Below are 22,517 nucleotides of genomic sequence, written 5' to 3' on the forward strand. Positions count from 1 at the left end.
CACCCGTCCGCCGCTCGTTCCACAGGCGCACGCCCCGAAGGGCGTTTGTCTGCTTCCCGCGCTCGACTTGCATGTATTAGGCACGCCGCCAGCGTTCGTCCTGAGCCAAGATCAAACTCTCCAAAAAAGTTTGTCAGGAGATTGACACCGATCAATCTCTTGTATGGCTTAGCTAAAAATTGATCCAGGGTTTCATTGGCCTTCCGTCAAAATCAAATTTTGACTTCCAACCTCTTACCTCTGACATCTGTTTGTCATACTGGTTGTTTTGTTCAGTTTTCAAGGAGCAATTTCGTTGTCGCCTCTCGAAAGCGACTTAATTAATATACCATCTTCCAAACACAAAGTCAAACATTTTTTTGGAAGTTTTCGTTACCCTGTGTTGCCCTGTTGAGTGCAACGACCTTTAATCTAACACAGTAACCTCATGTTTATCAAGAGGAAATTTTTGAGTTATTTGCATCGCCTAAATCCGAATATGATTTTTGCGACGCATATAAATGTACCATGCATTAAAATGAAAGTCAATAAGATTTTTTAAGAGATTTTAATCACTGGACCAAGACACGGAAACACTTTGAAACTCCGCTTAATCGACGTCATGTTTTTGGGTTAAAGGTTCGGCATTTGTTCGATCATATCAATCGTTGCCAACAGTATCCATTTGCAGCTGTCAGACCGAATCTCACTGCAAAAAAGACTGCTGCAAAGGGCTGGTGCAAGGAGGGTGACACGCGGTGTGGCCGGCAATATGTCCCCGCTTTCGTACAGGTATCCGCTTCCACCATGACCCACTCCCAACACCTTATGCGCGATTAAGCCGATACTTACGCTGATACACCCCCACACCTTTCGTATCAATCCTAACTGCAGCGAGGATGCCTTTTTCAGTCAAATAATTGAGCATTGCCGACAGATTCAATTCATATGGTTTAATGCTGGCGTTCTGCTTGATCTCTTCGTATGACCAGGCACCATTTTTTATTTCCAAAATATCAAGTAAGTGCTTTGCAGAAACCTTCGCCCTTCTGCTGATAGCGAAATCTGCAGCAAGTATCATCAAGTGTACACGCTTGCCTATTTCTTCATTACTTTGAATTAATTCATCATACAATTTATAGATTTCGGGATCGATTTCCCTGACTTGACTCCATAATGTCACTTCCGGATAGTATCCCTTTTCTATGACCGCAAGTCTTGCTAAATAATGGAGTGTGTGTACCATCTCGCTGAAAGCATCTTTGTATTGTTCCGACATATAAAGGTCTTTTACTTCCGTATAGCGTTTGATTAGTTTCCCGAATTCGATTGCTTTTCTTGAATCTCTTTTTTCATGCGGAAATCTTCTTAACTGTTCTTTCAATCGTGAAATGCTGGCATCCCGATCAAAAATCGTGTTTCCAGCGATAATCCATTCAATTGCTTCCTGATATCCGTTTATATCAACCCATTGTTTGAGTAAATCTTCAGTTATGGTATGCATAACAGCAGTTTTGCTATTAAATTCGTAATGCTTTTCTTGCCATTCTTTCTCTGCTGTGCAAACAATAATAAGCAAAATCACATCAAAGTTATCGGTTATCGGGCTGTCTGATTTCTTTCTTTCAAACAAAATGATGCCTATTGTGTTCGGATTGCCCGCATGCTCCTGATAAATCGGTCGTAATAAATCTTCCATTTCACAAATCCTCCATTAGTTTCAGTACTATATATAATTCGTTATGATTTTGTGAAATCCTTTTTATGAATCTGAAATTCCAATAAAATATGGTATACTGGCTCTGGAACATAACAAGGAGGACTATTCATGGCAGATAAATTGGTCTATTCCAGTAAAATAAATAAAATCCGTTCATTTGCATTGATTCTGATTTTTGTCGGATTTGCTGTTATGTATGGGGGGCTTTTATCCAAAAATATTGAATGGCTGATGCTGACGTTATTTCTGCTTGGTGTTATGTTCATTCTGTTAAGCTGTGTGGTTTACTTCTGGATAGGAATGCTCTCAACGAAAGCCGTTCCGATTATTTGTCCAAGCTGTGAGAAACCGACAAAAATGCTTGGAAAGGTTGATGCCTGTATGCACTGCAAACAGCCGTTGACACTTGATAAAGACCTGGAAGGCGTCGAATTTGATGAACGATACAATAACCGTAAATTCCGGAGTAAAGCCAAAGCCAAGATAAAAAATGACGAATGATGAACACTAAGAAAGCGCAGGGCGCCTTGTTCACCCCCCAAAAAGCTTAAGACCTCGAGAGGGAGGCGCTGGCCGGCTAAGTTCGGCACGTCCTGTGCCAACGCCGGCACTAGTACGTCCTATACGTCGAAGCTGGACATGGCTATTGCTGACAAAGAGCTTCATATAGCCAAAAATTTTATACTTTTGTATCTTTTAAAAAATCCAGACTGTCCACACAGCCTGGATTTTTAATATCATCTAAGATTAATGTTTTTGCGTCTCCACTTGCTGGCATTCATCACATTTCCCGTAAATCTCCATTCGATGATGGCTGACATCAAATCCTGTGACTTGTTCAGCCAATGACTCGACCTCATCCAATGTCGGGTAATGGAAGTCCACAATCTTGCCGCATTCTTCACAAATAATATGATAATGCTCACTTGATTTATAATCAAAACGACTTGATGAGTCACCATAAGTCAATTCCCGGACAAGGCCGATTTGCCTCAATACACGTAAATTGTTGTAAACCGTGGCAACACTCATATTGGGGAACTTTCCCTCAAGGGCTTTATAAATGTCATCGGCTGTCGGGTGAATCATTGAGTTAAGAAGGTACTCAAGAACCGCATGACGTTGTGGTGTTATGCGTACGCCGGAGTCTCTAAGAGTATCGATTGCTTCCTGCAATTTATGATCATCAGACACCGCCATGCACCCCGCTTTCAATATTTAATCAGTTCAAAGGTATAATATTATATTGCGTGTTCAAAAGGAGAAACAAGACAACGAAAAAATTCAACGTGTCATATTATCCAGACTTTTGAAAGACCTCTTATATTATAATTCTTATAATTAAAGTTTACCCGCTAACACTGTGTTCTGTCAATATAAGTATATTGCCAGGCCAGGTATATTATTAATTCAAATTTTTGTCGCTCCGTTTTATAGCACCTGGCTTATAGGGAGTCCTGATCCAAATAGAGCGATACCATAAGTTTGGTAATCGCTCCTGCGTTTCGCTAAATATCTGCTATCAGTGGTATTTCGGCCCCATCAAGAGCCTGATTAACATATCGTGCTGCTACAAACAGAAAATCGGACAGTCTGTTCAAATAAGATATAACAAGTGGATTGACCTCCTCCTGTTCATTCAGGGCTATCGCTGTGCGCTCTGCACGTCTTACAACGGTACGGGCGTTGTGCAGCGCACTTGATGACGCATGACCCGACGGCAGGATAAAGTTATGCAGCATTTCCAGATGTTTATCCCAGGCATCCATCTCCTTTTCAAGTTCATCGATATGTTCCTGCTTCAGTTTCCAGGTGACTTCCTTATCGTTCGGTGTCGCAAGCTCTGCTCCTACATGAAATAAAATCGTCTGGCAATGATGCATTTTTTCCAGGAACGTGTCTTTTTCCGCCCATTCTTCCTGATCAAGAAAACTCAGGGCCAGTCCAATCACCGAATTCGCCTCGTCACATGTGCCGTATGCTTCCACACGCAGATCATTTTTTGGCACGCGCTCGCCGTATATTAGCGATGTCTTTCCTTTATCACCTTTTCTGGTATAAATCCGCATCCTTAATACCCCCTTGTTACATCTATTTTATTGACGTAATTCGTTCCGCCATTCAAGTACGTTTGCAGATTCTGCTCAAAAATCTCAAGCGCACGCGTCTGATAATGTGGTGATACACCTGATAAATGCGGTGTTACAGTGACACGTTCTTCCTCCCAAAACGGATGATCTTCCGGAAGTGGTTCCTCTTCAAACACATCCAATACCGCATGGGCCATTTCCTCCGACCGCACCGCTTTTAAGATTACTTCTCCACGGACTGCATCACCGCGGCCCATGTTTAAAAACACGGCATGGTCCGGCATTTTCCGGAAATGGTCATATGTAAAAAAGTCTTTTGTCTCTGGCGTACCCGGCAAAACTGATATGACAAAATCAGCTTTAGGCAGCAACTGATCAATAGCATCCTGCTTGACGACCTGGTCAAAATACTCCAGGGACTTTCCGCTTTTAGAGACGCCATAGACGGTCATCTGGAATGCTTTGGCGAGACGGGCGACTTCCTGACCGATTGAACCTGCCCCGGCAATGAGCATCGTCCTTCCGTTTATTTCTCGCATACGTACGGACTTGTCCCATTTTTTGGCTTTCTCATTGGCTGTGAGTCGTTTACTTTGACGATACACCTGAAACAGCATGGAAATGGCATACTCGGCCATCGGATATTTATGAATGCCACGCGCGTTGGTGACGAGAATCCCCCGTTTGCTGATCGCCTTGGCCGGCATTTTTTCGATTCCGGCAGACAGTACCATAATCCATTTCAGCCGGGAAGTTTTACTGATCAAATCCGCATTCAAGTCATCACCGTATGTCAGAAGAACGTCAGCATCACTTATGTAGTGCTTCGCCTCATCCATATGGTTACAAAATATAAACGTTTCATCCGAATAACGGTCACGAAGTCTTGTCCGATGTTTTTCTGAAATTTTAGCAGAAGACAGGATCATCATCCTTGAATCCCCCCCTTGTATTAGCTGAATCTATTTCTATCGTAAACGTTATCAGTTAAAATTTCCATTACTTCATCATATGTTTTAACAAGCGATACACAATCATCGCGTCTGTTTTAACCGAACAAGATTGAATATAATATAGATCGTCTTTGATTTTTTTGTCATGATATTTATTCGTGTAGCCACTCAGTTTAGAAAGACCGATGATTCCAGGCTTTACCTGTAGCCGCTGCTCCTGATACGAATTATAGTAATTTGCAATGTCAGGCAACCCCAAGAATCAGCGGTGATAAAATAAGCAAGCAAGCCTGCCAGACTGATCATGATGTCAAAAAGTCGCCTCTCTATTAGAAACCATTGCTTATGGCGAACCGAAACTGAGCGCAAACGGATAGGCTGACGGATCTCCATGCACCCCGCCCTTCCATCATTTTTTACTAAAGCCTATTCTTGGGGATGATAGTGTATACGCGGATACGGTATATTGTTAAAATTTTATATGGGAGAGGTGTTACTTGAATACACATTCAAGCCTCGCAGAAAACCTATCAAAAAGGGAAGGCTTTGCTAATATTCTATCTGAAAAGTAAGACGCTTCCAATACCAACAGCAACAGCGATGGCTCGCCCTTAACACTTTGCCCTAAAAAAACAGCCCACCTGTCTTGTGATGGACTGTCCTTGCACGATTTCTGATTTACAGTCAACTGGCTTCCCGCAAAAAGCTAAGGGCTTCTTCAACATGCCCGTCCACTTTTACGTTGCGGAATGTTTTCTGCAGATTGCCTTCCTTGTCAATGATGAAAGTGGAACGTTCGATACCACCATCCCAAACACCATAGTCAGCTGCCACTTGATGGTCCTCATCTGCCAATAGCATGAAAGGCAGGTCATGTTTGTCAATGAATTTTTGGTGGCTTTCGACCGGATCCGGGCTGATGCCTACGATAACCGCATCCAGATCACTGAATTTTTCCTTGTTATCCCTGAAGTCACACGCTTCATTTGTACAGCCCGGTGTCATATCTTTTGGATAAAAATACAATACAACATGTTCACCTCTGAAATCTGACAGGTTCACTTGTTCACCATTCTGATTTGGCAATGTGAACTCAGGCGCTTGTTTTCCTTCTTCTGCACGCATCGATATCCCTCCATAAAATATGTGTTCAAAAAGAAAGATTTCCCGAACTTTTTGAACATCCTGATATGTCCACTATAGCATATCCTGTTTTCTGTCTCTATTCTGCTGATTGGACTGAACCAGCCGCAATACAAATGCAGTTGGCAGCACATAGCCGATCAGCGCCTGGATAAGTGCCAGCAGTCGCCCGATCCCAAGCGGTATAATATCCCCGTAGCCAATTGTCAGAAGCGTGACACCGCTGAAGTAAAATGAATGGATGAATGACCCGAGAACACTTACTTCTCGAAGCTCACCATTTTCAACTAATAAAACATGGTTCATCGACAGCACAAAATAGATCAAGCCGAATCCGAAAATGACAACCAGGTAGATCATCAGCAATGTATAAAAAAGTTCCGCAGAAAAACGGCTGTCCCGCATTTGCATACGTCCGCGCAGCTTGCCGCCACGAATAAAATCCATGATGCTGAAGATGACGATTATCATAATCACGATGATAACCACCCAAGAAATGATATCCATAGTATCCCCGCCCTATATTGAGCATATGCTTATCCACCCGCTGAATTGCCCTTTATTTTTCGTGATTAATAGAATAGGGCATAACCAATGCATTTTCGAGCCGGACGAGGGGTTCTTGCTCGATTTCACCTGCTCCCCGATCGACTCTGCCCTCTTCTCGCTCGATTTCGTTCCGGGCTCGCTCGTTTTCCCCGTGCTCGCCACGTCCTCAAGCACGCTCAAACTATATCCCGTTCAAAACGACCCGGAACAACATAAGAAAAGCGCAGCACGCCTTGTTCACCCCCGAAAGACTTAAGCAAGAATTTGTAGTGGCGGGTTTTGCCAGGTAAAATGATTGCTTAAGGCCTCGGGGGAGTAGGCGCTGGAGCTAAACGTGACTGACCAGGTTAGCAGTTATCCACAGCGTTTTTGAAAATATAATTTCCTGGACAATCAAAAAACTCCTCCGCAAATACGAAGGAGCTCCACCAATAACCATTATGAATCATCCAAATTTTGTACTTGATACAGATCGTAATAGTGACCTTTTCTGGCCATTAGCTCACTATGAGAGCCGACTTCCTTAATTTCGCCATCTTCAATATGGACAATCCGGTCTGCATGTGTAATCGTAGTCAGACGATGGGCGACGATAAATGTCGTCCGGTCTGAAGCAAGCCGTTCCATCGCTTCCTGAATAATATGCTCACTTTCCAAATCAAGTGCCGATGTGGCTTCGTCAAAAATCAGGATTGGCGGGTTTTTCAAAAATACCCTGGCGATGGCAATCCGCTGCTTTTGCCCGCCGGAAAGTTTAACACCGCGTTCACCGACCATCGTATCATAGCCATTGTATAGTTCTTTAATAAAGTCATGGGCGTTTGCCGCCTCAGCAGCTTTCACCACTTCTTCATCAGTGGCATCCGGTTTACCCATGCGGATGTTCATCGCGATGGATTCACTGAATAATATATTGTCCTGCAAAACCATGCCAATATGATCACGCAATGAGCGGGCTTGCACTTCTCGAATATCAGTGCTATCCACTTTGATCGATCCGCCCGTCACATCATAAAAGCGAGGGATAAGGCTGATCAGTGTCGATTTACCTCCGCCGCTCATACCGACGAACGCAATCGTTTCGCCACTTTTAACATGAAGGGAGACGTCCTGTAATACTTCTGCTTCTTCGTCTTCATATTTAAAGGACACGTGATCAATATCAATATCCCCGTCAACGCGTTCGAGCTTTTTCGCGTCCGGATGATCTACAATATCGTATTTTTCATTCATTAATTCAAACACACGGTCAATGGATGCAATCGACTGCGTCAAAACCGTCGAAGAACTGATCAGACGCCTTAGCGGACTATACACCCGTTCCATATAGCCGTAGAAGGCAACCATGTCCCCGACAGTCACGTTCCCCTGAATCACTTGATAGCCGGCAAACGCAATGACCAATAATGGTGCTACATCAGTAATGGTGTTCATTACCGCAAACGTTTTGGCGTTCCAGTCGGTATGGTTAAGCGCTTTTTGCAGAAAGTTGGCGTTCCGTTCATCAAATTGCCCCTGTTCATAGTCTTCCAGTGCAAAACTTCTTGTCACCGGTATACCCTGGACGCGTTCATGCAAATGGCCCTGCACTTCAGCAAGTGATTGCGAACGTTCACGTGTCAGCCTTCTGAGTCTGCCGTAGAAAAACTTGACGCAAAATCCAAATATCGGGAACAATATGATAGCGACAATTGTCAGTCCAACATCCATCGTCAGCATAATGCCGATAGCGATTAAAATAGTGATCATATCGAGCCAAATATTCATTAATCCTGTCACAACAAAATTTTTCGTTTGTTCGACATCATGTATTACCCGGGAAATAATTTCCCCGGTTTTTGTCTGAGAATAAAATCTTAGGCTCAGTTTTTGAATGTGGTCAAACAGCTTATTCCTGACATCATACAGGATTGTGTTCCCTACCCATTGCGCCAAGTATTGTCGAAAATATTCAATCGGCGGGCGCAAAATAAGAAAGATGATAAATGCGCTCCCCATCAACCAGAACAGTTGCTCCAGCTTGGCTCCATCCGCCAGGCCATCCGCATTGATAATATTGTCAATCACATACTTGAGTATCAATGGAATCAGGAGCGGAATGCCGAACTTCAAAATTCCGACAAGAACTGTTATTAAAATTTTCCACTTATATGGTTTGACGAATTGTAAATACTGCTTAATACTGCTCATAACGTCGCTTCCCTTATTTATAATAGCTCTCTCTGACATTGCAAAGAAAGGACCTTGCTACATTTGTAACAAGGATTAATCATTTTAGCACACTTATCCGATTATAAAACCATTCCACGCTGTTAATCAATTATTTGAATCAGAGTACTAATACGTCAAATACCTTTCATACCATTGATCAATGAATTCTACTGAAAAGGGACCTTTTCGCTGTCTGACCCACCCTGTTAAATAATCCATATTCCGGTATAAAATACGATCCAGCGCGCCAGGGTAGCTCATTTTCTTTTTGTGTACTTCATACTCGTCCTCGTCCAGCAAATCAAACGTCATATCTGGATAAACTTTGATATCAAGATCATAATCAATGTATTTGAGCACCCCCTCATCAAAAATGAAAGGTGAGCTGATGTTACAATAATAATAAATGCCGTCAGCACGCAGCATACCAATGACATTAAACCAATACTCAGAATGAAAATAACAGATAGCAGGCTCTCTGGTTATCCAGGTGCGGCCATCGCTTTCTTTTACCTGTGTTTTGTCATTTGCACCGATAACAATCATTTCCGTACCTTTCAACACTAGGGTGTCTTCCCATATGCGATGCAGTTGACCGTTATGTTTATAACTATGTATTTCTATAGATGAACCTGGATTTGGACCGGGCATCCTATCTCTCCTATCCCACGATTGTTCAAGACGTCTCAGGGGCCTCATACATCTAAACTCTTAGAAAGAATTGCTGCTGTGACAACAAGGGTCCGCCGTTCATATAGCAAACCAGTTTTAATCGCAACAATGCTTCATAAAGTGAAACTTCGTTCAGGAGGGCCTTCCACCCTTACTGAAGTAAAGGAACAAAGGCTAAAACCGTCAAACGCCTTTGTAACCTGCATCCTGCAGGTCCGAACAGAATCGAGCCTTTACGGCCGGTTGATTCCCCACTTATCTTTTTGGGTTCCTCCTCAAAATCTTAAAGTGGGGTCTTACTGCCCATTAAGGCGGGGTAAGACAGCCTTTCTTCAAAAGCCTTGTTCTTTTATTATAAGTTCCAAAACAAAATTTATAAAGGAAAAGAAACGAGTAGAGTATATCATAAAAAGAGCTCCCTGGGGGCGGGAGCTCTTCATTGTTTTAAAGTTGGGGGTGGCCTGCGTTATTTTTTATTTTGTTGCGATTTTTGGTTTTTCTGTTTAACTGACTGTGCGTCCGTTTCAGATGCAAACTCAGTACCGTACTGACCTTGTCCCTGTTGTGCCTGCTGGTTTTGCTGTTTTACTTTCTGTACATTAGTACCAGCAGATGATTGGTTTGGCTGTTGTTTTTTAGCCATCAATATCACCTCCGCAACCATTACTTTTTCCATTTTGAACGCTGTTATCCAGCATAATCAGAGTTAAATTCAGCATATAGAGTAACAAAATGGAAATAGGGTTCCAACGAAGGTAATGGCCACCGTTCAGGTTATATAGGGCATCATTTTTTGATGGGAAACGGGAAAAGGGTACGCTGACAATTCATCACGGGTTACAAAATACACCCGTTCATCTTCTGCTTTCTCATTTGTAGTTGTTGCTTCCACAATTTCCAGTTCCCAGATTATGTGGGAGAAGACGTGTCTAAGATCGCCCTTTTTTGCTGATGGCTTAACGTCTATGCCATATTCCATTTTAAACCAGTTTGCCATATGATCTTTACCAACTTCAGCAACCGGCACCATGGGAAATTGCCACATGTTTGCCAGCAGGCCATCGTCCGGACGTTTTTCAATCAAGTACTCATTTTTTTCGTTGCGAATTAAAAGTACTGTATAAGGAACTTTTTTCTGTTTTTTCGCTTTTGACTTGACTGGCAGTTCCTGTTCAATCCCTTCTTGAAATGCCCGGCAATGCTCCTGCACCGGGCAAAACATGCACATCGGCTCTTTCGGTGTACAAACCAACGCTCCAAGTTCCATAATACCCTGATTGAAGGAAGACGGATCATCGTGTGAAATCAGGGCAGCTGCATACCCTTCAAATTGTTTTTTGACTTTTGGCTGCGCGATATCGTCTTCTATTTTTAAAACACGGGAGAGAACCCGCATCACATTGCCATCAACCGCAGGCTCAGGTTTATCAAATGCTATGGATAAAATGGCACCTTTTGTATACGGGCCGACCCCTTTAAGTTTCCCTAATTGTTTTGGATCATTGGGTACTTCACCGCCATATGACGCAACAACTTCCCGGACTGCGTTTTGCAGATTACGTACACGGGAATAATAGCCAAGGCCCTCCCACGTTTTTAGAACATCCTGCTGATCGGCATAGGCTAAATCATAAAGGCTTGGATAATTCGAAATAAACCGTTGAAAATAAGGAATAACCGTGTCGACACGGGTCTGCTGAAGCATAATTTCAGACACCCAGACCTTGTACGGATCCTGATCATGCCGCCATGGCAGGTCACGTTTGTTCGCTTGATACCAGTCGATTAATTGTTCCTGGAAGGCAGAGATGTCGAATTTCTGTAATATTTTATCAGTCATTTTGCTACATCCTTTGTGTTACAATTAAAAAAACGGGCTGTCATTATATCTTTCCTTTAATTGAATATAAGTGTAAGCCGAATCTGATACGTTATTGTTATCATAAATGCATCATTTGTTTTATGCCATAACATTAAAAACATCATGAATCCTATCAAGGAGGAATTCAACTTATGGACACAGGCACCCATATCGTTATGGGGGTTGCAATCGGCGGGCTGGCCACACTGGACCCTGCCGTGCAGCATGATCCAGCTTTATTCACCACTGTACTGGCCGGGACCATTATTGGTTCACATGCGCCGGATTTCGATACCCTGTTAAAACTGCGTAACAATGCTGTTTATATACGGCACCACCGTGGAGCCACGCATTCCATCCCTGCTGTTCTCATGTGGGGCGTCCTGATAGCAAGCATCCTTCATATGATTGTCCCAGGGGTCAATTTTTGGCATTTATGGGCATGGACAGCGCTTGCGGTTGTCATTCATGTACTTGTCGATATCCCCAACGCATATGGAACACAGGCATATCGGCCCTTCTCCAATAAGTGGGTCGCATACGGGTTCATCAATACGTTTGACCCGTACATTTTTCTCCTCCATATCGGCGGTATTGTCGCCTGGCTGCTTGGTGCCAATCCAGGCTACACATTCCTGATTGTCTATGCAGTCATTGCGCTTTATTATGTGAAGCGGTATATGGATAAACGGGAGATCGTCCGGAAAATCAAAGACTTTTATCCGAATACCAAACAGATAGCAACTTCTCCAACCATTAAACAAAATCGCTGGCGTGTTGCCATAACAACAACCGATTACTTTTATGTCGGAACAGTGAAAGATGGCCATATTGAAATTGTCGATCAATTTGAGAAAGTTCCTTTACCGGACGACAAGCTTTTTCATGTGGCTGTGCAGGATAAAAATATCGCCGCATTTTTATCCTTTTCCCCGGTTTACCGTTGGGAAGTGAACGAATACGATTACTATACCGAAATACGGTTCATTGATCTGCGGTACCGGTCAAATGAACGCTACCCATTTGTGGCTGTCGTTCAAATTGACCGAAACAAGCAGATTTTGACATCTTATACGGGCTGGATTTTTTCCGAGCAAAAACTGCAGAATAAGCTTGAAATCGGCGAAAACCCAGTATAAAGAACAGCACGGACCAATACCGGCTGTTCTTTTGCATGTACAGGGCGTTTATACGCATTCTACTAGTTCCCGATATCGACTTTATCTCCCAGCAAAGAAATTGGTAGTGCTTCTTCTTTTTCATACACTTCATTCAACAGATTAACGCGGTGGCCCCAGGCAAATACACCGTTGATATAATTAATTTTGAATTTATAGGATGGATCGCCTTTTAATTCGTGAACATCCTGTGGTGAGAATTCATCGGGATTGATCATATAGGCAATGGCCACCTGCATTTTCCGTTCGTTAATCGCTACTTCACTTATGTTTCCCAGCTGTTCAGCTTTTTGGGCTTTTTCCTTTAGCCTGCCGACCTCTTCCCGCAGCTGCTCAACTGTATAATCACTGTATCGGTAATTCAATTTTTGACGCTCCCTTCTCCAATCCATTTACATTGTACCAATTGTTGAGAAATCCTGCCATTCACTCGTTCTTCAGACTTAACCTGGTGTACGAGCACCTTCTGTACCTGCTTTGATCTTAATCAAAGATCGTTTCCTGCTCTGGGTGTCGCATATAATCAAACAACATATGCATCTGTTTTTCCGTATTGCGACCGGCAGACAGCTCAGGAAGTGCGTGTTCAGGGAAAAATTGAACATCCCGCGTTTCCATGCCGGTCGTTGCCTCTCCTCCGACGATTTCACAGTGAATAAACAGTTTATAATAATGGTACGGTAATGGCGGATGTTCATGGTGTTGCGTGTCCAACAACGCAATCAGTTTTTTATGTATCACGTCAAAACCGGATTCTTCCTTTATTTCTTTTACAATATTTTCAGAAGGTGACAATCCGATATCACTGAATCCTCCGGGTAGCGACCATCTATCATCGACTTTTTCCCTGACCAGCAGGATATCCCCATCCCTGAAAACTGCACCACGGACATCGACTTTGGGCGTCTGGTACCCGGTTTCATTTGTGAATAGCTCTTTCACTTTTTTCATTTCCAGACCAGTATATTCCGACATGATGTCAGCACTGATCTCCCGCAGTTCCTCATACCGTTCCTTATCATAAACATCTTTTGTAAAAGCTAACCCGGACTGTGACAAGGCTTGAATCCGCTGTGCCCATTCCAGCCATTTTGTGCTCATTTAAAATCCCCCATTCAATTCTTATTTATTATGGTAGCAGCCATCTTCTCCTCCATACAACAGAAGGAATTGAAACTTTGTTTGTTTTTGAATCGTGGTAAAACAATTCCAAAAATAGTATAATGATAGAAGACTTCATGTACGAAACGTTCTGTCAGGAAAAAGAAATTGGAGGTCATACACAATGTCTACGGTTGCAATTACCGGAGCGGGAAGCGGTTTGGGCCGGGCCCTTGCACTGAAATACGCCGACCATGATTACAGAGTATATTTACTGGGACGGGATGATACGAAACTGCATCTGGTCCAGAAAGAAATTCGGGAAAATGGGGGACAGGCGGAAGTAATCCTTTGTGATGTCCAGGAACCGGCATCAGTCAGTATTGCGTTTCAGCAAATCGGCGAGTTGAATGTTTTCATCAATAATGCCGGCATCGGGATCTTTGGTCCATTGGGGGATTATAAGGTAAGTGATATCGATAAAACACTCAATACCAACGTCAAGGGAACCATCCTGACCGTCCAGTCTGCGCTTCCATTAATCCGTGAAAACAGTGGCCGTATTTTAACGATCATTTCGACGGCTGGGCTGCGCGGAAAAGTGCATGAATCCATTTATTGTGCCAGCAAGTTTGCTGTTAAAGGATTCACAGAAAGTCTGCAAAAAGAATGGGTGGATGACCCCATCGCCATCACCGCCGTCTATATGGGCGGCATGAACACCCCATTCTGGGATCATTCTGCACATGTGGAAGACCCGACTGTTTTGAAAGGACCTGAAGTGGTGGCTGAGCAGATCTTTAATGAAGATGACGGACGGCGTGAAATCGTTATTGACCGCTAGCTATACACGATGTGAAGACGGGGACAGTTTTTAGTCCTCAACCTTCTCATCCACAAATCTATTAATCAGGTCGATTGTGAACCCTTTACGATATAAGCCCTCTTTTATTTTTTGCTTCAGCTCAAAGCCGCTAAATGATTGCTGATGTTTACGCAACAGTTTTTCACCCTGTTTCACGAGGGCATCCCATTCGGCATCATCATTCTTTTGATCCTGCAGTTCGGAAGTGACTTCCTTGACAACATCAGCGGAAAAGCCCTTCTGCATCAATGTTCCCTGCAGCTGCTGGATTTGCTGTCGAAATGACTTTTGGCTGCTGGAACCCAGCTTTTTGTCCGCCAGTTTTGCTGCTTTTTCAAATTGAATATCAAATGTGTACATGTCGACTGCTTCACCAGCAATCGCTTCAGTTACACCTTTTTTCAGCAGTTCCTGTCTGACGAGGATGGGGCCTTTGTTTGACGTCTGGATGCGTGTCCGGACAAACGCATCAGCAAATTGCCTGTCGTTAATGAGCCCTTCATCCGCGAGTTTGCTCATGATTTCGTTTATTTGTTCCGCATCAACTTCTTTTTGAACAAGGTAATCATGGATTTCCTTTTTCGTGCGCATCCGGTAGCTTAAAAAATTAATGGCCAGGGTATAGTGTTTATGTAACGTATCTTTCTGAATAAGGGCCGCAATGGAAGCATCATCAAGCTCCATATGTTTACGCAGCCGGTACTCGATTAATATGGTTTCATCGACACTGAACCCGTACTTCTCTTGATTGCCGTCATCCAGAAAGATGTTGTAACGATCTTTATGTTTTTTTTGTGTGGTAATCCGACTTATTTTCGTCAATATCTCTCCCTCCTCTTTCGGCATATTATATCACGAAATCAGCGTGAGGATTAGTCTGAACAATAATGATTGGAGTGAATGGAATGAATATTATGATCACTGGCGGGACCGGCTTTGTCGGAACGCATCTGACCAGGGCTTTAACGGAAGCAGACCATGATGTGTACATACTGACACGGTCTCCTGAAGAGCATCATGACACCAAGTGCGTCACCTTTATCAGCTATTGCCACCCGGTTGACGATCTGCCTGTCATGCATGCAATCGTAAATCTGGCAGGGGATTCGCTGTTCGGTTATTGGACAAAAAAGAAAAAAGATGCTATTCGCACAAGCCGAATCAACACGACACAACAGGTTATTCAAATGATGGAACAAATGGAACGTAAGCCGGACGTGTTCATCAGCGGTTCAGCAGTCGGCTTTTATGGGACTTCCGAGGATCTCATATTTACGGAAAAAACGACGAAGCCTGGCGATGACTTCCTGGCGAGTGTTGTAACGGAATGGGAACAGACGGCAAAACAGGCGGAACAGCTTGGTGTCCGTACCGTTTACACACGATTTGGTGTTATATTGGGCAAGGAAGGCGCCCTGCCCTTAATGAAGCTGCCGGTCAACATGTTTGCCGGGGGCAGGATCGGCAGCGGTGAACAATGGGTCTCCTGGGTTCATATTGAGGATGTCGTCAGGATGATACAGTTTTGCATAGCGAACGAACATATTAGTGGCCCCGTCAACGTGACCGCGCCTAATCCGAAACGCAATAAAGACTTTACCAGAGTGCTTGCGGATGTCCTGAACCGGCCGTATTGGCTTCCGGCTCCGGATTTGCTGGTCCGGACGACTATGGGGGAAATGAGCCTGTTAATCGCAAAGGGGCAATGTATCCTGCCGCAAAAGGCTCAGGAATCCCGCTATTCGTTTTCTTTTCCATATCTCAGAGAGGCTTTGCAGGAAACTGAACGGCATTGAGTGGATTTTCCCTGTATATTTTAACAGATTTGAAGCATCCTGTTATTAAAGTGAGGGATTGTCATGCCAAAAAAACCAATCGAACAGGAAAAATTTTTATCCAAAATGCAGGAAGTTTCGTACCAAAAGGAATTCCGACGAGCTGATAAGACGTATAATCAGTTGTCTCAAAGAGGAAATCGCAGTTAGTCATGCGGTTCCCTCTTTAAGAGGTGGTTCAAAAACCCGTAAACACCACTTAGCCTTCCGAGGTTTTCCCCCTTTTTCAACACTCATTTTGATTATCCACAAAAAACGACTACCTGTTGATAACATTACGAGTCCCCTCCACAAAGGGACCATTTATTCACACACATTCAGTGGGTAACTCCATTCAGCTTTGTGGATTGTGGGGATATAACGGTTAATGACCTGCTATCAGAGATTAAGACTGTTGATAATTTTGTGGATGATTATATATCGCCTGGGCATTGTTCAGTGCATTTCGTTTACAATCCCCAAATCCGAAACCTGTTTCAATCTGCTCTGTTTCAAATATCAGTGCTGCCTGTAAAATGACCGCTTTATCCACATTCCATAAGTACATAATCACCGTACCTTGTCCAATAACGTGTATTTCAAATTCCTCTTCATGAAAAACGGTTCGCAGTAACATAATTTTCGTCAGACTCGTGATTGTTTTATGGTGCAAAATCAAACAGCTCAGCATAATTCCAGCCTCCATAGTGTTCTATTTAAGAACATCATACAATATGTGCGAAATGGGCACAAAGAATTAGGCTTTTAACTCTGCTAATCATGGTAGGATTTAATTATCCTTTAAAGTATTTGGATAATTTGTCCATTAAATGCAGAGTGTGATAATCATGAGTTTGGAGAAAATGGCTCACAACATTAAATTCCTGCGTGAGCAAAACGACTGGACACAAGAAAGTCTGGCCGATCAATTAAACATATCCCGTTATGTTGTCATCCGGTGGGAAACCAATAAAGTGACCCCTGATCTGGAATCATTGATTAAATTAAGTGAATTATTTGATGTGACCATTGATCATATAGTTGGCAATCATTCGTTCCGGGAAGATTTACTGAAGGATTTCAAGCGGATGTACAGTTCCAAAGCCAAACCATTTGATGAAGAAGCGGTCGAACTGGTCCAATATTTGATGGAAAATCCCGATTTTAAAAAGCAGGTTTTTCGCATGCGCAATCTCCCCGTCCGGAAACAGCGGATCGTCCACGACATGCTGGAGAATTTTATCGAAAGTATGGAACGTGCATAGTTTATGCGGTAGGTTAATTCTGAATAAGCCCGAAATACCGGTGTTTGTCTGTTAAAAAATGAGGCAAATGCCGGTTTCTTTTTATTTCTCCCTTTGGCGGAACTTTCATATGATATATCGCGTATAAAGATTATACTGATCGATTGGAGTGTACAAGAAATGGAAGAAGTCAGCATACTCAGTGAAATCAACTGGGCTGTTATCGCGCCATTATTGGTTATTCAAGGCATTTTACTGATTGTGGCTGCCATTGATCTAATCCGGATTGACCGGACAAATGGCCCGAAATGGATGTGGGCGCTTATTATCGTTCTGATCAATATCCTTGGGCCGATTATTTATTTCATTTTTGGAAGGAGAAACGATTAAATGGCACTCGTCACCGTTGAAAAACTAAGCAAAAAGTACGACAGCAGCCCGGCTGTCAGTCAGACAAGTTTTCAATTGACATCCGGAAAATGTGTGGCGCTGATCGGTCCGAATGGTGCTGGCAAAACGACAACACTACGAATGCTTTCCGGGTTATTAAAACCGACAAGCGGAACCATTGCATTCGCTGGTATGAGTCAAAACAGCGACATACGAAATTCGATTGGCTATTTGCCGCAGCATCCTGTCTTTTTTAAATGGATGACAGGAAAAGAATTTCTCGTTTATGTCAGCCGGCTGGCATACTTATCAAAACCGGAAGCACTAAGGAGAGCCAAAAATTTGCTTGAGCGTGTCGGACTGGCCGAATCCGCAAACCGCCGGATCAGCAAATACTCCGGCGGCATGAAACAGCGGCTTGGGATTGCGCAGGCCATGATTCATCAGCCCATGTTACTGATGCTTGATGAACCGGTATCCTCGCTGGATCCGATCGGCCGGCGTGACGTGTTAACGCTAATGGAAGAACTGAAGGAAGACATGACGATTTTATTTTCCACGCATATTTTAGGCGATGCGGACGAAGTGAGTGACGAAGTACTGCTGATGCATGAAGGCAAAATCATTGAATCAGGATCGATGGGTGAACTTCGTCAAAAATACCAGACTGCTAAAATTAAGCTCGGTTTCGATGGTGATTTGCGTGATTATCAGGAAAAGGTAACGGCTCTCCCCACTGTCATAGAATGTTACATACAGCGGGACGTCCTGCATGTTACCGTGCAGAATATGACAGCGGCACGGCATGATATTCTGACAGCCGCTTCCTCTGAAGAATGGCCGCTGACGTCGTTTGCCGTTAATCGCGCATCACTGGAGGACATGTTTATGAAGGCGGTGAACAGTTGATGCAATGGTGGACACTTTTTCAAAAAGAGCTGATTGAAAATGTCAGGAATGTGAAATGGGTCTGGGTGCCACTGGTGATGATTTTACTTGCTGTTATGGACCCGCTCACCAATTATTACCTGCCGCAAATCATTGATGCTGCCGGCGGAATGCCTGATGATACTGAAATCCAGCTGCCGGAATACCAGCCGGCCGATGTCGTCATGATGAGCCTCGGGCAGTTCAGCAGTATGGGCGTTCTGGTCATCGCTCTGATGTCGATGGGGGTTATCTCCGGTGAACGCAAAAGCGGTGTCTCGGAATTGATTCTGGTTAAACCCGTTTCCTATCTGAACTACATCACCGCCAAGTGGGCTTCTCTCGCCCTACTGACACTTGTGGCCTTTTCGCTCGGCATGCTTGCCAGCTGGTATTATATCAATTTACTATTCGGCGCGTTATCGTTTGGGGCGCTGCTGCAGGTCTTATTATTTTACGGATTATGGCTACTGCTTATCGTGTCAATTTCGATATTTTATAATACTTTAGTCAAAACGCCCGGTTTGGTGGCATTTCTGACCATTGCAACGGTCATGCTGATGGGCCTGGTGACAACGATCTTTTCCCATATACTTGAATGGAGTCCAAATCGTATTTCCACCTACATTCAACAAATGCTCACAACCGGCAGTGTGCCATCTGATTTAACCGGAGCAGCTATCGTGACACTTATGATGATTGTTTTCCTGATATTCGGCTCTGTTTATACCTTCAGAAAAAAGGAATTGGCGAGTTAAAAAGGACTGGCAGCACCAGTCCTTTTTCTATCTGACTTTTACGGTCGTTATGTTGCGGATGAACAGCCAGGAAAAACCGTACACGATTATACCTGCTGCAAATATCTGATAGAAGAAAACCATGTCAAATGACTGGGCCAACTCTATGAAGAAATCGGCAAGCCAGCCCTGGGCGACACCGGCCATGGCAAGAATCAGAGCTGCACCTGCTACACTTCCGCCGCCGATTAGACCTGTTCGGTAGAAAATTAAACCGAATACATACATAACGGAAAGCAGAAAAAACATGACCGTTGTATCAATGACGACTCTGGAGAGCCATGTATCTGTCAACAGCTGTGCCGGGTGTACAAAGTTGAAAGTTGTGATGGACAGCTGGTCAAACATCCATATAACCACTGTGTGCAACGTATTGGCAAAAACCGCTTGCAGGATTGAGATTCCCAAAAAGAGTAATACGACACTGACAAATAAATTTTTCCTAGTGGCACCCATTTTAATCGCAAATGGGATGCCTTCCTTTACCGCTACAAATCCAAAAATACTGCAGAATATATACATGGCTCCTGATTTGCCAAAATACAGCCCATTGCTTTCCAAATTCAATAGCATATAGGCAATTATGATGCTTGCCAACATACTGGCTATCAATATCGACCAAAATATGATAAATTGCCGCCGCATGTCTGTTACAAAGAAATACAGCAGCCCTTTCACCTGTCTCCCCATTTGTTATGCCCCTTTCATAAGGTTAGCTATCTGACTTTAACCGTCGTAATTTTTCTTAAAAACGCGAAGGATACCCCATAAATCACCACACCAATACCCAGCAGCTTATAAAAGAATCCAAGATCAATTCCTGTAAATACATCAACAACGAAATCAACGAACCAGCCCTGTGCGATTCCAAGCAGACAGACAACCAACAGCGCTCCCAAAAAACCGCCGCCGCCCGCCAGGCCATATTTGTAGAACAAGAGGCCGATCATAAACAAAACGGCAAAGAAGAAAAACATAATCGCCGTATCAATCAAAATCCGTGTATACCAGGTATCCTCCAGAAAATAGGACGGATGAAAGAATGAAAAGATGCCAATTCCGGTTGCATTCATTAAGAGCATGACAAGCTCCTGCAAGATTGTTGCCGCAAGGGCCATTGCAAGCGATAGCAAAAGAAAAAATATACCGGTTGCAGCGAACAGATTTTTGCGTGTCGCCCCCATCTTAATCATAAATGGCACCGAATCCTTGACAGTCAAAAATCCAACAATCGCACAATAAACATACATCGGCCCTGTCAGGCTGAATCCAAAAAAGACCTCTCCGTCATCCAAACTTGCCAAGAAGAAAGAGAACAACAATGATACAAGTAATATAGCGAGTAAAATAGTCCAAAAAACCATCAATGAATAACGCAGGTCAGATCCAAAAAAATACAACAATCCTTTTATTTGTCTGCCCATCGCTCATGCTCCTTTCGTTTCCGTCAAATAAATCATCAATTCCTGAATCGGTATGCCTTCAGCCGTCAGTCCAGCTGATGTTGCCTGTTCTATATGGCCATAGACATACGCCGTCATCATACCGGCAAGCTGCTTGCTCTGGATCACTTCTTTATCCGCGATAAATTGTTCAACATCCTCAACCTGTCCCGATACCGCATATGCCTGATCACGCAATGTATCGGCCTCTTCCTGCATTATAAGTTTCCCGTCCTGTAAAATCAGCACTTCCTCAAACATCAAACTGACTTCATCGATTAAATGTGTCGAAAAAATAATCGTCCGTTTTTCCGCTTCATATTCTTCCAGCAGGATATCGTAAAATTTCTTGCGTGCAGCGGCATCAAGGCCGATATACGGTTCATCAAAAATCGTAATTGGCGCCTTGCTTGCCAAACCGACGATAATGCCGAGTGCCGATGCCATACCTTTTGATAACGCCTTTACTTTCGCATTCAAATTGAGATTATATTCCTTAATCAATTCATCAGCCAATTCCTGATCCCACGTTGGATAAAAATAAGCATAAATCCGCAGCACATTTTTCACTTTCAAATCCCTTTTAAAATTATCGCCCTCTTTAATCAGACAAATCGATTCCGTCAGCCGCTGATTGTCAAACGGATTTTCCCCATCAATCAAAATCTCGCCATCCGAAGCTAAAATATGACCTGATAAAATTTCCATAAACGTCGTTTTCCCTGCCCCATTTCGTCCCAAAAGTCCATAGATTTTTGGTTCCGACAACGTAAACGAAACATGATCCAGCGCCTTCGTAGATTTATAGCTTTTTGATAAATTGTTAACTTCAATCTTCATCATCAATCTCCCCCTTGCTCACCATTTCCAAAAGTTCACGTTTGTTAATTTTTAATTTGGCTGCCTCATCTTTTAATGGCAGTACATAATGTTCATAAAACGTCTGCCTCCGCTTGTCGATCAGAATCGCTTCAGCATCTTCGGTTACAAACATGCCAACACCCCTCCGCTTCACTAAAATACCTTCATCCACCAACTCATTGGTCCCTTTCGCTGCAGTTGCCGGGTTGATCTGATGATATTTGGAAAATTCATTTGTTGACGGGACGCGCTCCCCCGGTTTGATTGTTCCATTGATAATCGCATCCTCCAGATATTCCTTGATTTGCATAAAAATTGGCTTGTTTTCGTCCAATTGCAATTTCATAATGAGGCTCCTTAGCTAATCGGTTAATTAGTTATGCAACTAACCATATAACGTTATGGTGTTTTTGTCAATAGTAAATTGGCCCAAGTTCACATAGATTCGGCTCAAGTTGTCACAAATTCGGCCCAAGTTCTCTACTTTTTCGCCCGAATTGTCACATTTCGATTACCCCTGACATAATGGCATGGGACATGGTTCAATTTTTATGTAAAAAAGCCCCGCACCTTAATCAAGATGCGAAGCCTATACTAGGAGCCTTGGACAGAAGTATTTCAAAAAATCCCGCTTCATTTCACTACAACCTATTTTTATGTAAAAAAATGGAAATGATTTAAAAAAGGGTATGCCAAATAAGCTTCACGTTTATGTCATTT

28 protein-coding genes and 1 rRNA gene are annotated in these 22,517 nt (G+C 43.2%); 9 read left to right on the forward strand and 20 right to left on the reverse strand.

Features of this window, described 5'->3' with window-relative positions; genetic code table 11:
* Both E4U82_RS17380 and E4U82_RS17385 read right to left on the reverse strand, forming a co-directional pair.
* A 16S ribosomal RNA gene (locus tag E4U82_RS17380) occupies positions 1 to 127 on the reverse strand; the annotation flags it as partial.
* Positions 128 to 805: 678 nt separating this feature from the next.
* A complete protein-coding gene (locus E4U82_RS17385) occupies positions 806 to 1,678 on the reverse strand; it encodes a nucleotidyltransferase-like protein (RefSeq protein ID WP_135111438.1) in 873 nt (290 codons plus the stop codon).
* 129 nt (positions 1,679 to 1,807) lie between these two features.
* Between E4U82_RS17385 and E4U82_RS17390 the strand changes: the two genes are divergently transcribed.
* Positions 1,808 to 2,200, forward strand: coding sequence for a YgzB family protein (locus E4U82_RS17390; protein ID WP_135111439.1), 393 nt, complete (start codon positions 1,808 to 1,810; stop codon positions 2,198 to 2,200).
* Between the two features lie 246 nt (positions 2,201 to 2,446).
* On the opposite strand, the gene perR is transcribed toward E4U82_RS17390, so the two are convergent.
* The 10 genes from perR to mutY form a co-directional block, all read right to left on the reverse strand.
* Positions 2,447 to 2,899 carry a peroxide-responsive transcriptional repressor PerR gene (perR, locus tag E4U82_RS17395; protein ID WP_135111440.1) on the reverse strand — a complete coding sequence of 151 codons (453 nt, stop codon included), beginning with the start codon at positions 2,897 to 2,899 and terminating at the stop codon, positions 2,447 to 2,449.
* 308 nt (positions 2,900 to 3,207) lie between these two features.
* Positions 3,208 to 3,768, reverse strand: a complete 561-nt coding sequence (locus tag E4U82_RS17400; RefSeq protein ID WP_135111441.1) for a cob(I)yrinic acid a,c-diamide adenosyltransferase — start codon at positions 3,766 to 3,768, stop codon at positions 3,208 to 3,210.
* A gap of 2 nt (positions 3,769 to 3,770) precedes the next feature.
* Positions 3,771 to 4,721: a D-2-hydroxyacid dehydrogenase gene (locus E4U82_RS17405; RefSeq protein ID WP_135111442.1), complete on the reverse strand. Its 951-nt coding sequence runs from the start codon at positions 4,719 to 4,721 to the stop codon at positions 3,771 to 3,773.
* Positions 4,722 to 4,788: 67 nt separating this feature from the next.
* Positions 4,789 to 5,001, reverse strand: a complete 213-nt coding sequence (locus tag E4U82_RS20690; protein ID WP_135111443.1) for a sugar transferase — start codon at positions 4,999 to 5,001, stop codon at positions 4,789 to 4,791.
* A 425-nt stretch (positions 5,002 to 5,426) separates the two neighbouring features.
* On the reverse strand, positions 5,427 to 5,867 hold the full coding sequence (bcp, locus tag E4U82_RS17415) for a thioredoxin-dependent thiol peroxidase (RefSeq protein WP_135111444.1): 441 nt from the start codon (positions 5,865 to 5,867) through the stop codon (positions 5,427 to 5,429).
* A gap of 72 nt (positions 5,868 to 5,939) precedes the next feature.
* Positions 5,940 to 6,392: a potassium channel family protein gene (locus E4U82_RS17420; protein ID WP_135111445.1), complete on the reverse strand. Its 453-nt coding sequence runs from the start codon at positions 6,390 to 6,392 to the stop codon at positions 5,940 to 5,942.
* Between the two features lie 480 nt (positions 6,393 to 6,872).
* Positions 6,873 to 8,624 (reverse strand): ABC transporter ATP-binding protein, encoded by a 1,752-nt coding sequence (locus E4U82_RS17425; RefSeq protein ID WP_135111446.1) that lies wholly within the window; start codon positions 8,622 to 8,624, stop codon positions 6,873 to 6,875.
* A gap of 147 nt (positions 8,625 to 8,771) precedes the next feature.
* The gene (gene ntdP, locus E4U82_RS17430) at positions 8,772 to 9,296 is read right to left on the reverse strand and encodes a nucleoside tri-diphosphate phosphatase (protein ID WP_135111447.1); all 525 of its coding nucleotides are present in this window, start codon (positions 9,294 to 9,296) and stop codon (positions 8,772 to 8,774) included.
* A 487-nt stretch (positions 9,297 to 9,783) separates the two neighbouring features.
* Positions 9,784 to 9,960 (reverse strand): gamma-type small acid-soluble spore protein, encoded by a 177-nt coding sequence (locus E4U82_RS17435; protein ID WP_135111448.1) that lies wholly within the window; start codon positions 9,958 to 9,960, stop codon positions 9,784 to 9,786.
* A gap of 126 nt (positions 9,961 to 10,086) precedes the next feature.
* The gene (gene mutY, locus E4U82_RS17440; protein ID WP_135111449.1) at positions 10,087 to 11,157 is read right to left on the reverse strand and encodes an A/G-specific adenine glycosylase; all 1,071 of its coding nucleotides are present in this window, start codon (positions 11,155 to 11,157) and stop codon (positions 10,087 to 10,089) included.
* 173 nt (positions 11,158 to 11,330) lie between these two features.
* Between mutY and E4U82_RS17445 the strand changes: the two genes are divergently transcribed.
* Positions 11,331 to 12,317: a metal-dependent hydrolase gene (locus tag E4U82_RS17445; RefSeq protein ID WP_135111450.1), complete on the forward strand. Its 987-nt coding sequence runs from the start codon at positions 11,331 to 11,333 to the stop codon at positions 12,315 to 12,317.
* A 62-nt stretch (positions 12,318 to 12,379) separates the two neighbouring features.
* Here E4U82_RS17445 and E4U82_RS17450 read toward each other — a convergent pair whose 3' ends face one another.
* Together E4U82_RS17450 and E4U82_RS17455 are read right to left on the reverse strand one after the other, a co-directional pair.
* Complete coding sequence (locus tag E4U82_RS17450) at positions 12,380 to 12,721, reverse strand: YfhH family protein (protein ID WP_135111451.1); 342 nt, start codon at positions 12,719 to 12,721, stop codon at positions 12,380 to 12,382.
* A gap of 118 nt (positions 12,722 to 12,839) precedes the next feature.
* Positions 12,840 to 13,457 (reverse strand): NUDIX hydrolase, encoded by a 618-nt coding sequence (locus E4U82_RS17455; RefSeq protein WP_135111452.1) that lies wholly within the window; start codon positions 13,455 to 13,457, stop codon positions 12,840 to 12,842.
* A 184-nt stretch (positions 13,458 to 13,641) separates the two neighbouring features.
* Here E4U82_RS17455 and E4U82_RS17460 point away from each other — a divergent pair, with 184 nt between their 5' ends.
* On the forward strand, positions 13,642 to 14,301 hold the full coding sequence (locus tag E4U82_RS17460) for an SDR family NAD(P)-dependent oxidoreductase (protein ID WP_135111453.1): 660 nt from the start codon (positions 13,642 to 13,644) through the stop codon (positions 14,299 to 14,301).
* A 30-nt stretch (positions 14,302 to 14,331) separates the two neighbouring features.
* Here the strand turns inward: E4U82_RS17460 and recX are convergent, their stop codons facing one another.
* Positions 14,332 to 15,144 carry a recombination regulator RecX gene (gene recX / locus E4U82_RS17465; protein ID WP_135111454.1) on the reverse strand — a complete coding sequence of 271 codons (813 nt, stop codon included), beginning with the start codon at positions 15,142 to 15,144 and terminating at the stop codon, positions 14,332 to 14,334.
* An 83-nt stretch (positions 15,145 to 15,227) separates the two neighbouring features.
* Between recX and E4U82_RS17470 the strand changes: the two genes are divergently transcribed.
* Positions 15,228 to 16,118 (forward strand): TIGR01777 family oxidoreductase, encoded by an 891-nt coding sequence (locus tag E4U82_RS17470; RefSeq protein ID WP_135111455.1) that lies wholly within the window; start codon positions 15,228 to 15,230, stop codon positions 16,116 to 16,118.
* A 63-nt stretch (positions 16,119 to 16,181) separates the two neighbouring features.
* Entirely contained in the window at positions 16,182 to 16,307 is a 126-nt protein-coding gene (locus E4U82_RS17475; protein ID WP_135111456.1) for a YfhE family protein, read from the forward strand.
* 235 nt (positions 16,308 to 16,542) lie between these two features.
* Here the strand turns inward: E4U82_RS17475 and E4U82_RS17480 are convergent, their stop codons facing one another.
* Positions 16,543 to 16,827: a hypothetical protein gene (locus E4U82_RS17480; protein ID WP_135111457.1), complete on the reverse strand. Its 285-nt coding sequence runs from the start codon at positions 16,825 to 16,827 to the stop codon at positions 16,543 to 16,545.
* 157 nt (positions 16,828 to 16,984) lie between these two features.
* Here E4U82_RS17480 and E4U82_RS17485 point away from each other — a divergent pair, with 157 nt between their 5' ends.
* The 4 genes from E4U82_RS17485 to E4U82_RS17500 all read left to right on the forward strand — a co-directional run bounded on the left by E4U82_RS17485 (position 16,985) and on the right by E4U82_RS17500 (position 19,455).
* Positions 16,985 to 17,401 carry a helix-turn-helix transcriptional regulator gene (locus tag E4U82_RS17485; protein WP_209300596.1) on the forward strand — a complete coding sequence of 139 codons (417 nt, stop codon included), beginning with the start codon at positions 16,985 to 16,987 and terminating at the stop codon, positions 17,399 to 17,401.
* Positions 17,402 to 17,560: 159 nt separating this feature from the next.
* On the forward strand, positions 17,561 to 17,770 hold the full coding sequence (locus E4U82_RS17490; protein WP_135111459.1) for a PLD nuclease N-terminal domain-containing protein: 210 nt from the start codon (positions 17,561 to 17,563) through the stop codon (positions 17,768 to 17,770).
* Positions 17,771 to 18,679, forward strand: coding sequence for an ABC transporter ATP-binding protein (locus E4U82_RS17495; protein WP_135111460.1), 909 nt, complete (start codon positions 17,771 to 17,773; stop codon positions 18,677 to 18,679).
* The gene (locus E4U82_RS17500) at positions 18,679 to 19,455 is read left to right on the forward strand and encodes an ABC transporter permease (protein WP_135111464.1); all 777 of its coding nucleotides are present in this window, start codon (positions 18,679 to 18,681) and stop codon (positions 19,453 to 19,455) included. Before E4U82_RS17495 ends, E4U82_RS17500 begins: the two co-directional genes overlap by 1 nt.
* A 27-nt stretch (positions 19,456 to 19,482) precedes the next feature.
* Here E4U82_RS17500 and E4U82_RS17505 read toward each other — a convergent pair whose 3' ends face one another.
* From E4U82_RS17505 to E4U82_RS17520, 4 genes are read right to left on the reverse strand one after another with little or no spacing between them, the layout of a single operon-like run.
* Complete coding sequence (locus tag E4U82_RS17505) at positions 19,483 to 20,184, reverse strand: hypothetical protein (RefSeq protein ID WP_135111461.1); 702 nt, start codon at positions 20,182 to 20,184, stop codon at positions 19,483 to 19,485.
* Positions 20,185 to 20,210: 26 nt separating this feature from the next.
* Positions 20,211 to 20,918, reverse strand: a complete 708-nt coding sequence (locus tag E4U82_RS17510; RefSeq protein ID WP_135111462.1) for a hypothetical protein — start codon at positions 20,916 to 20,918, stop codon at positions 20,211 to 20,213.
* Between the two features lie 3 nt (positions 20,919 to 20,921).
* Complete coding sequence (locus tag E4U82_RS17515; RefSeq protein WP_135111465.1) at positions 20,922 to 21,776, reverse strand: ABC transporter ATP-binding protein; 855 nt, start codon at positions 21,774 to 21,776, stop codon at positions 20,922 to 20,924.
* A complete protein-coding gene (locus E4U82_RS17520; RefSeq protein ID WP_135111463.1) occupies positions 21,766 to 22,143 on the reverse strand; it encodes a GntR family transcriptional regulator in 378 nt (125 codons plus the stop codon). Before E4U82_RS17520 ends, E4U82_RS17515 begins: the two co-directional genes overlap by 11 nt.
* Positions 22,144 to 22,517 lie beyond the last annotated feature (374 nt).

This window comes from Lentibacillus salicampi (assembly GCF_004565465.1).
GTDB classification, from domain to species: domain Bacteria; phylum Bacillota; class Bacilli; order Bacillales; family Amphibacillaceae; genus Lentibacillus; species Lentibacillus salicampi.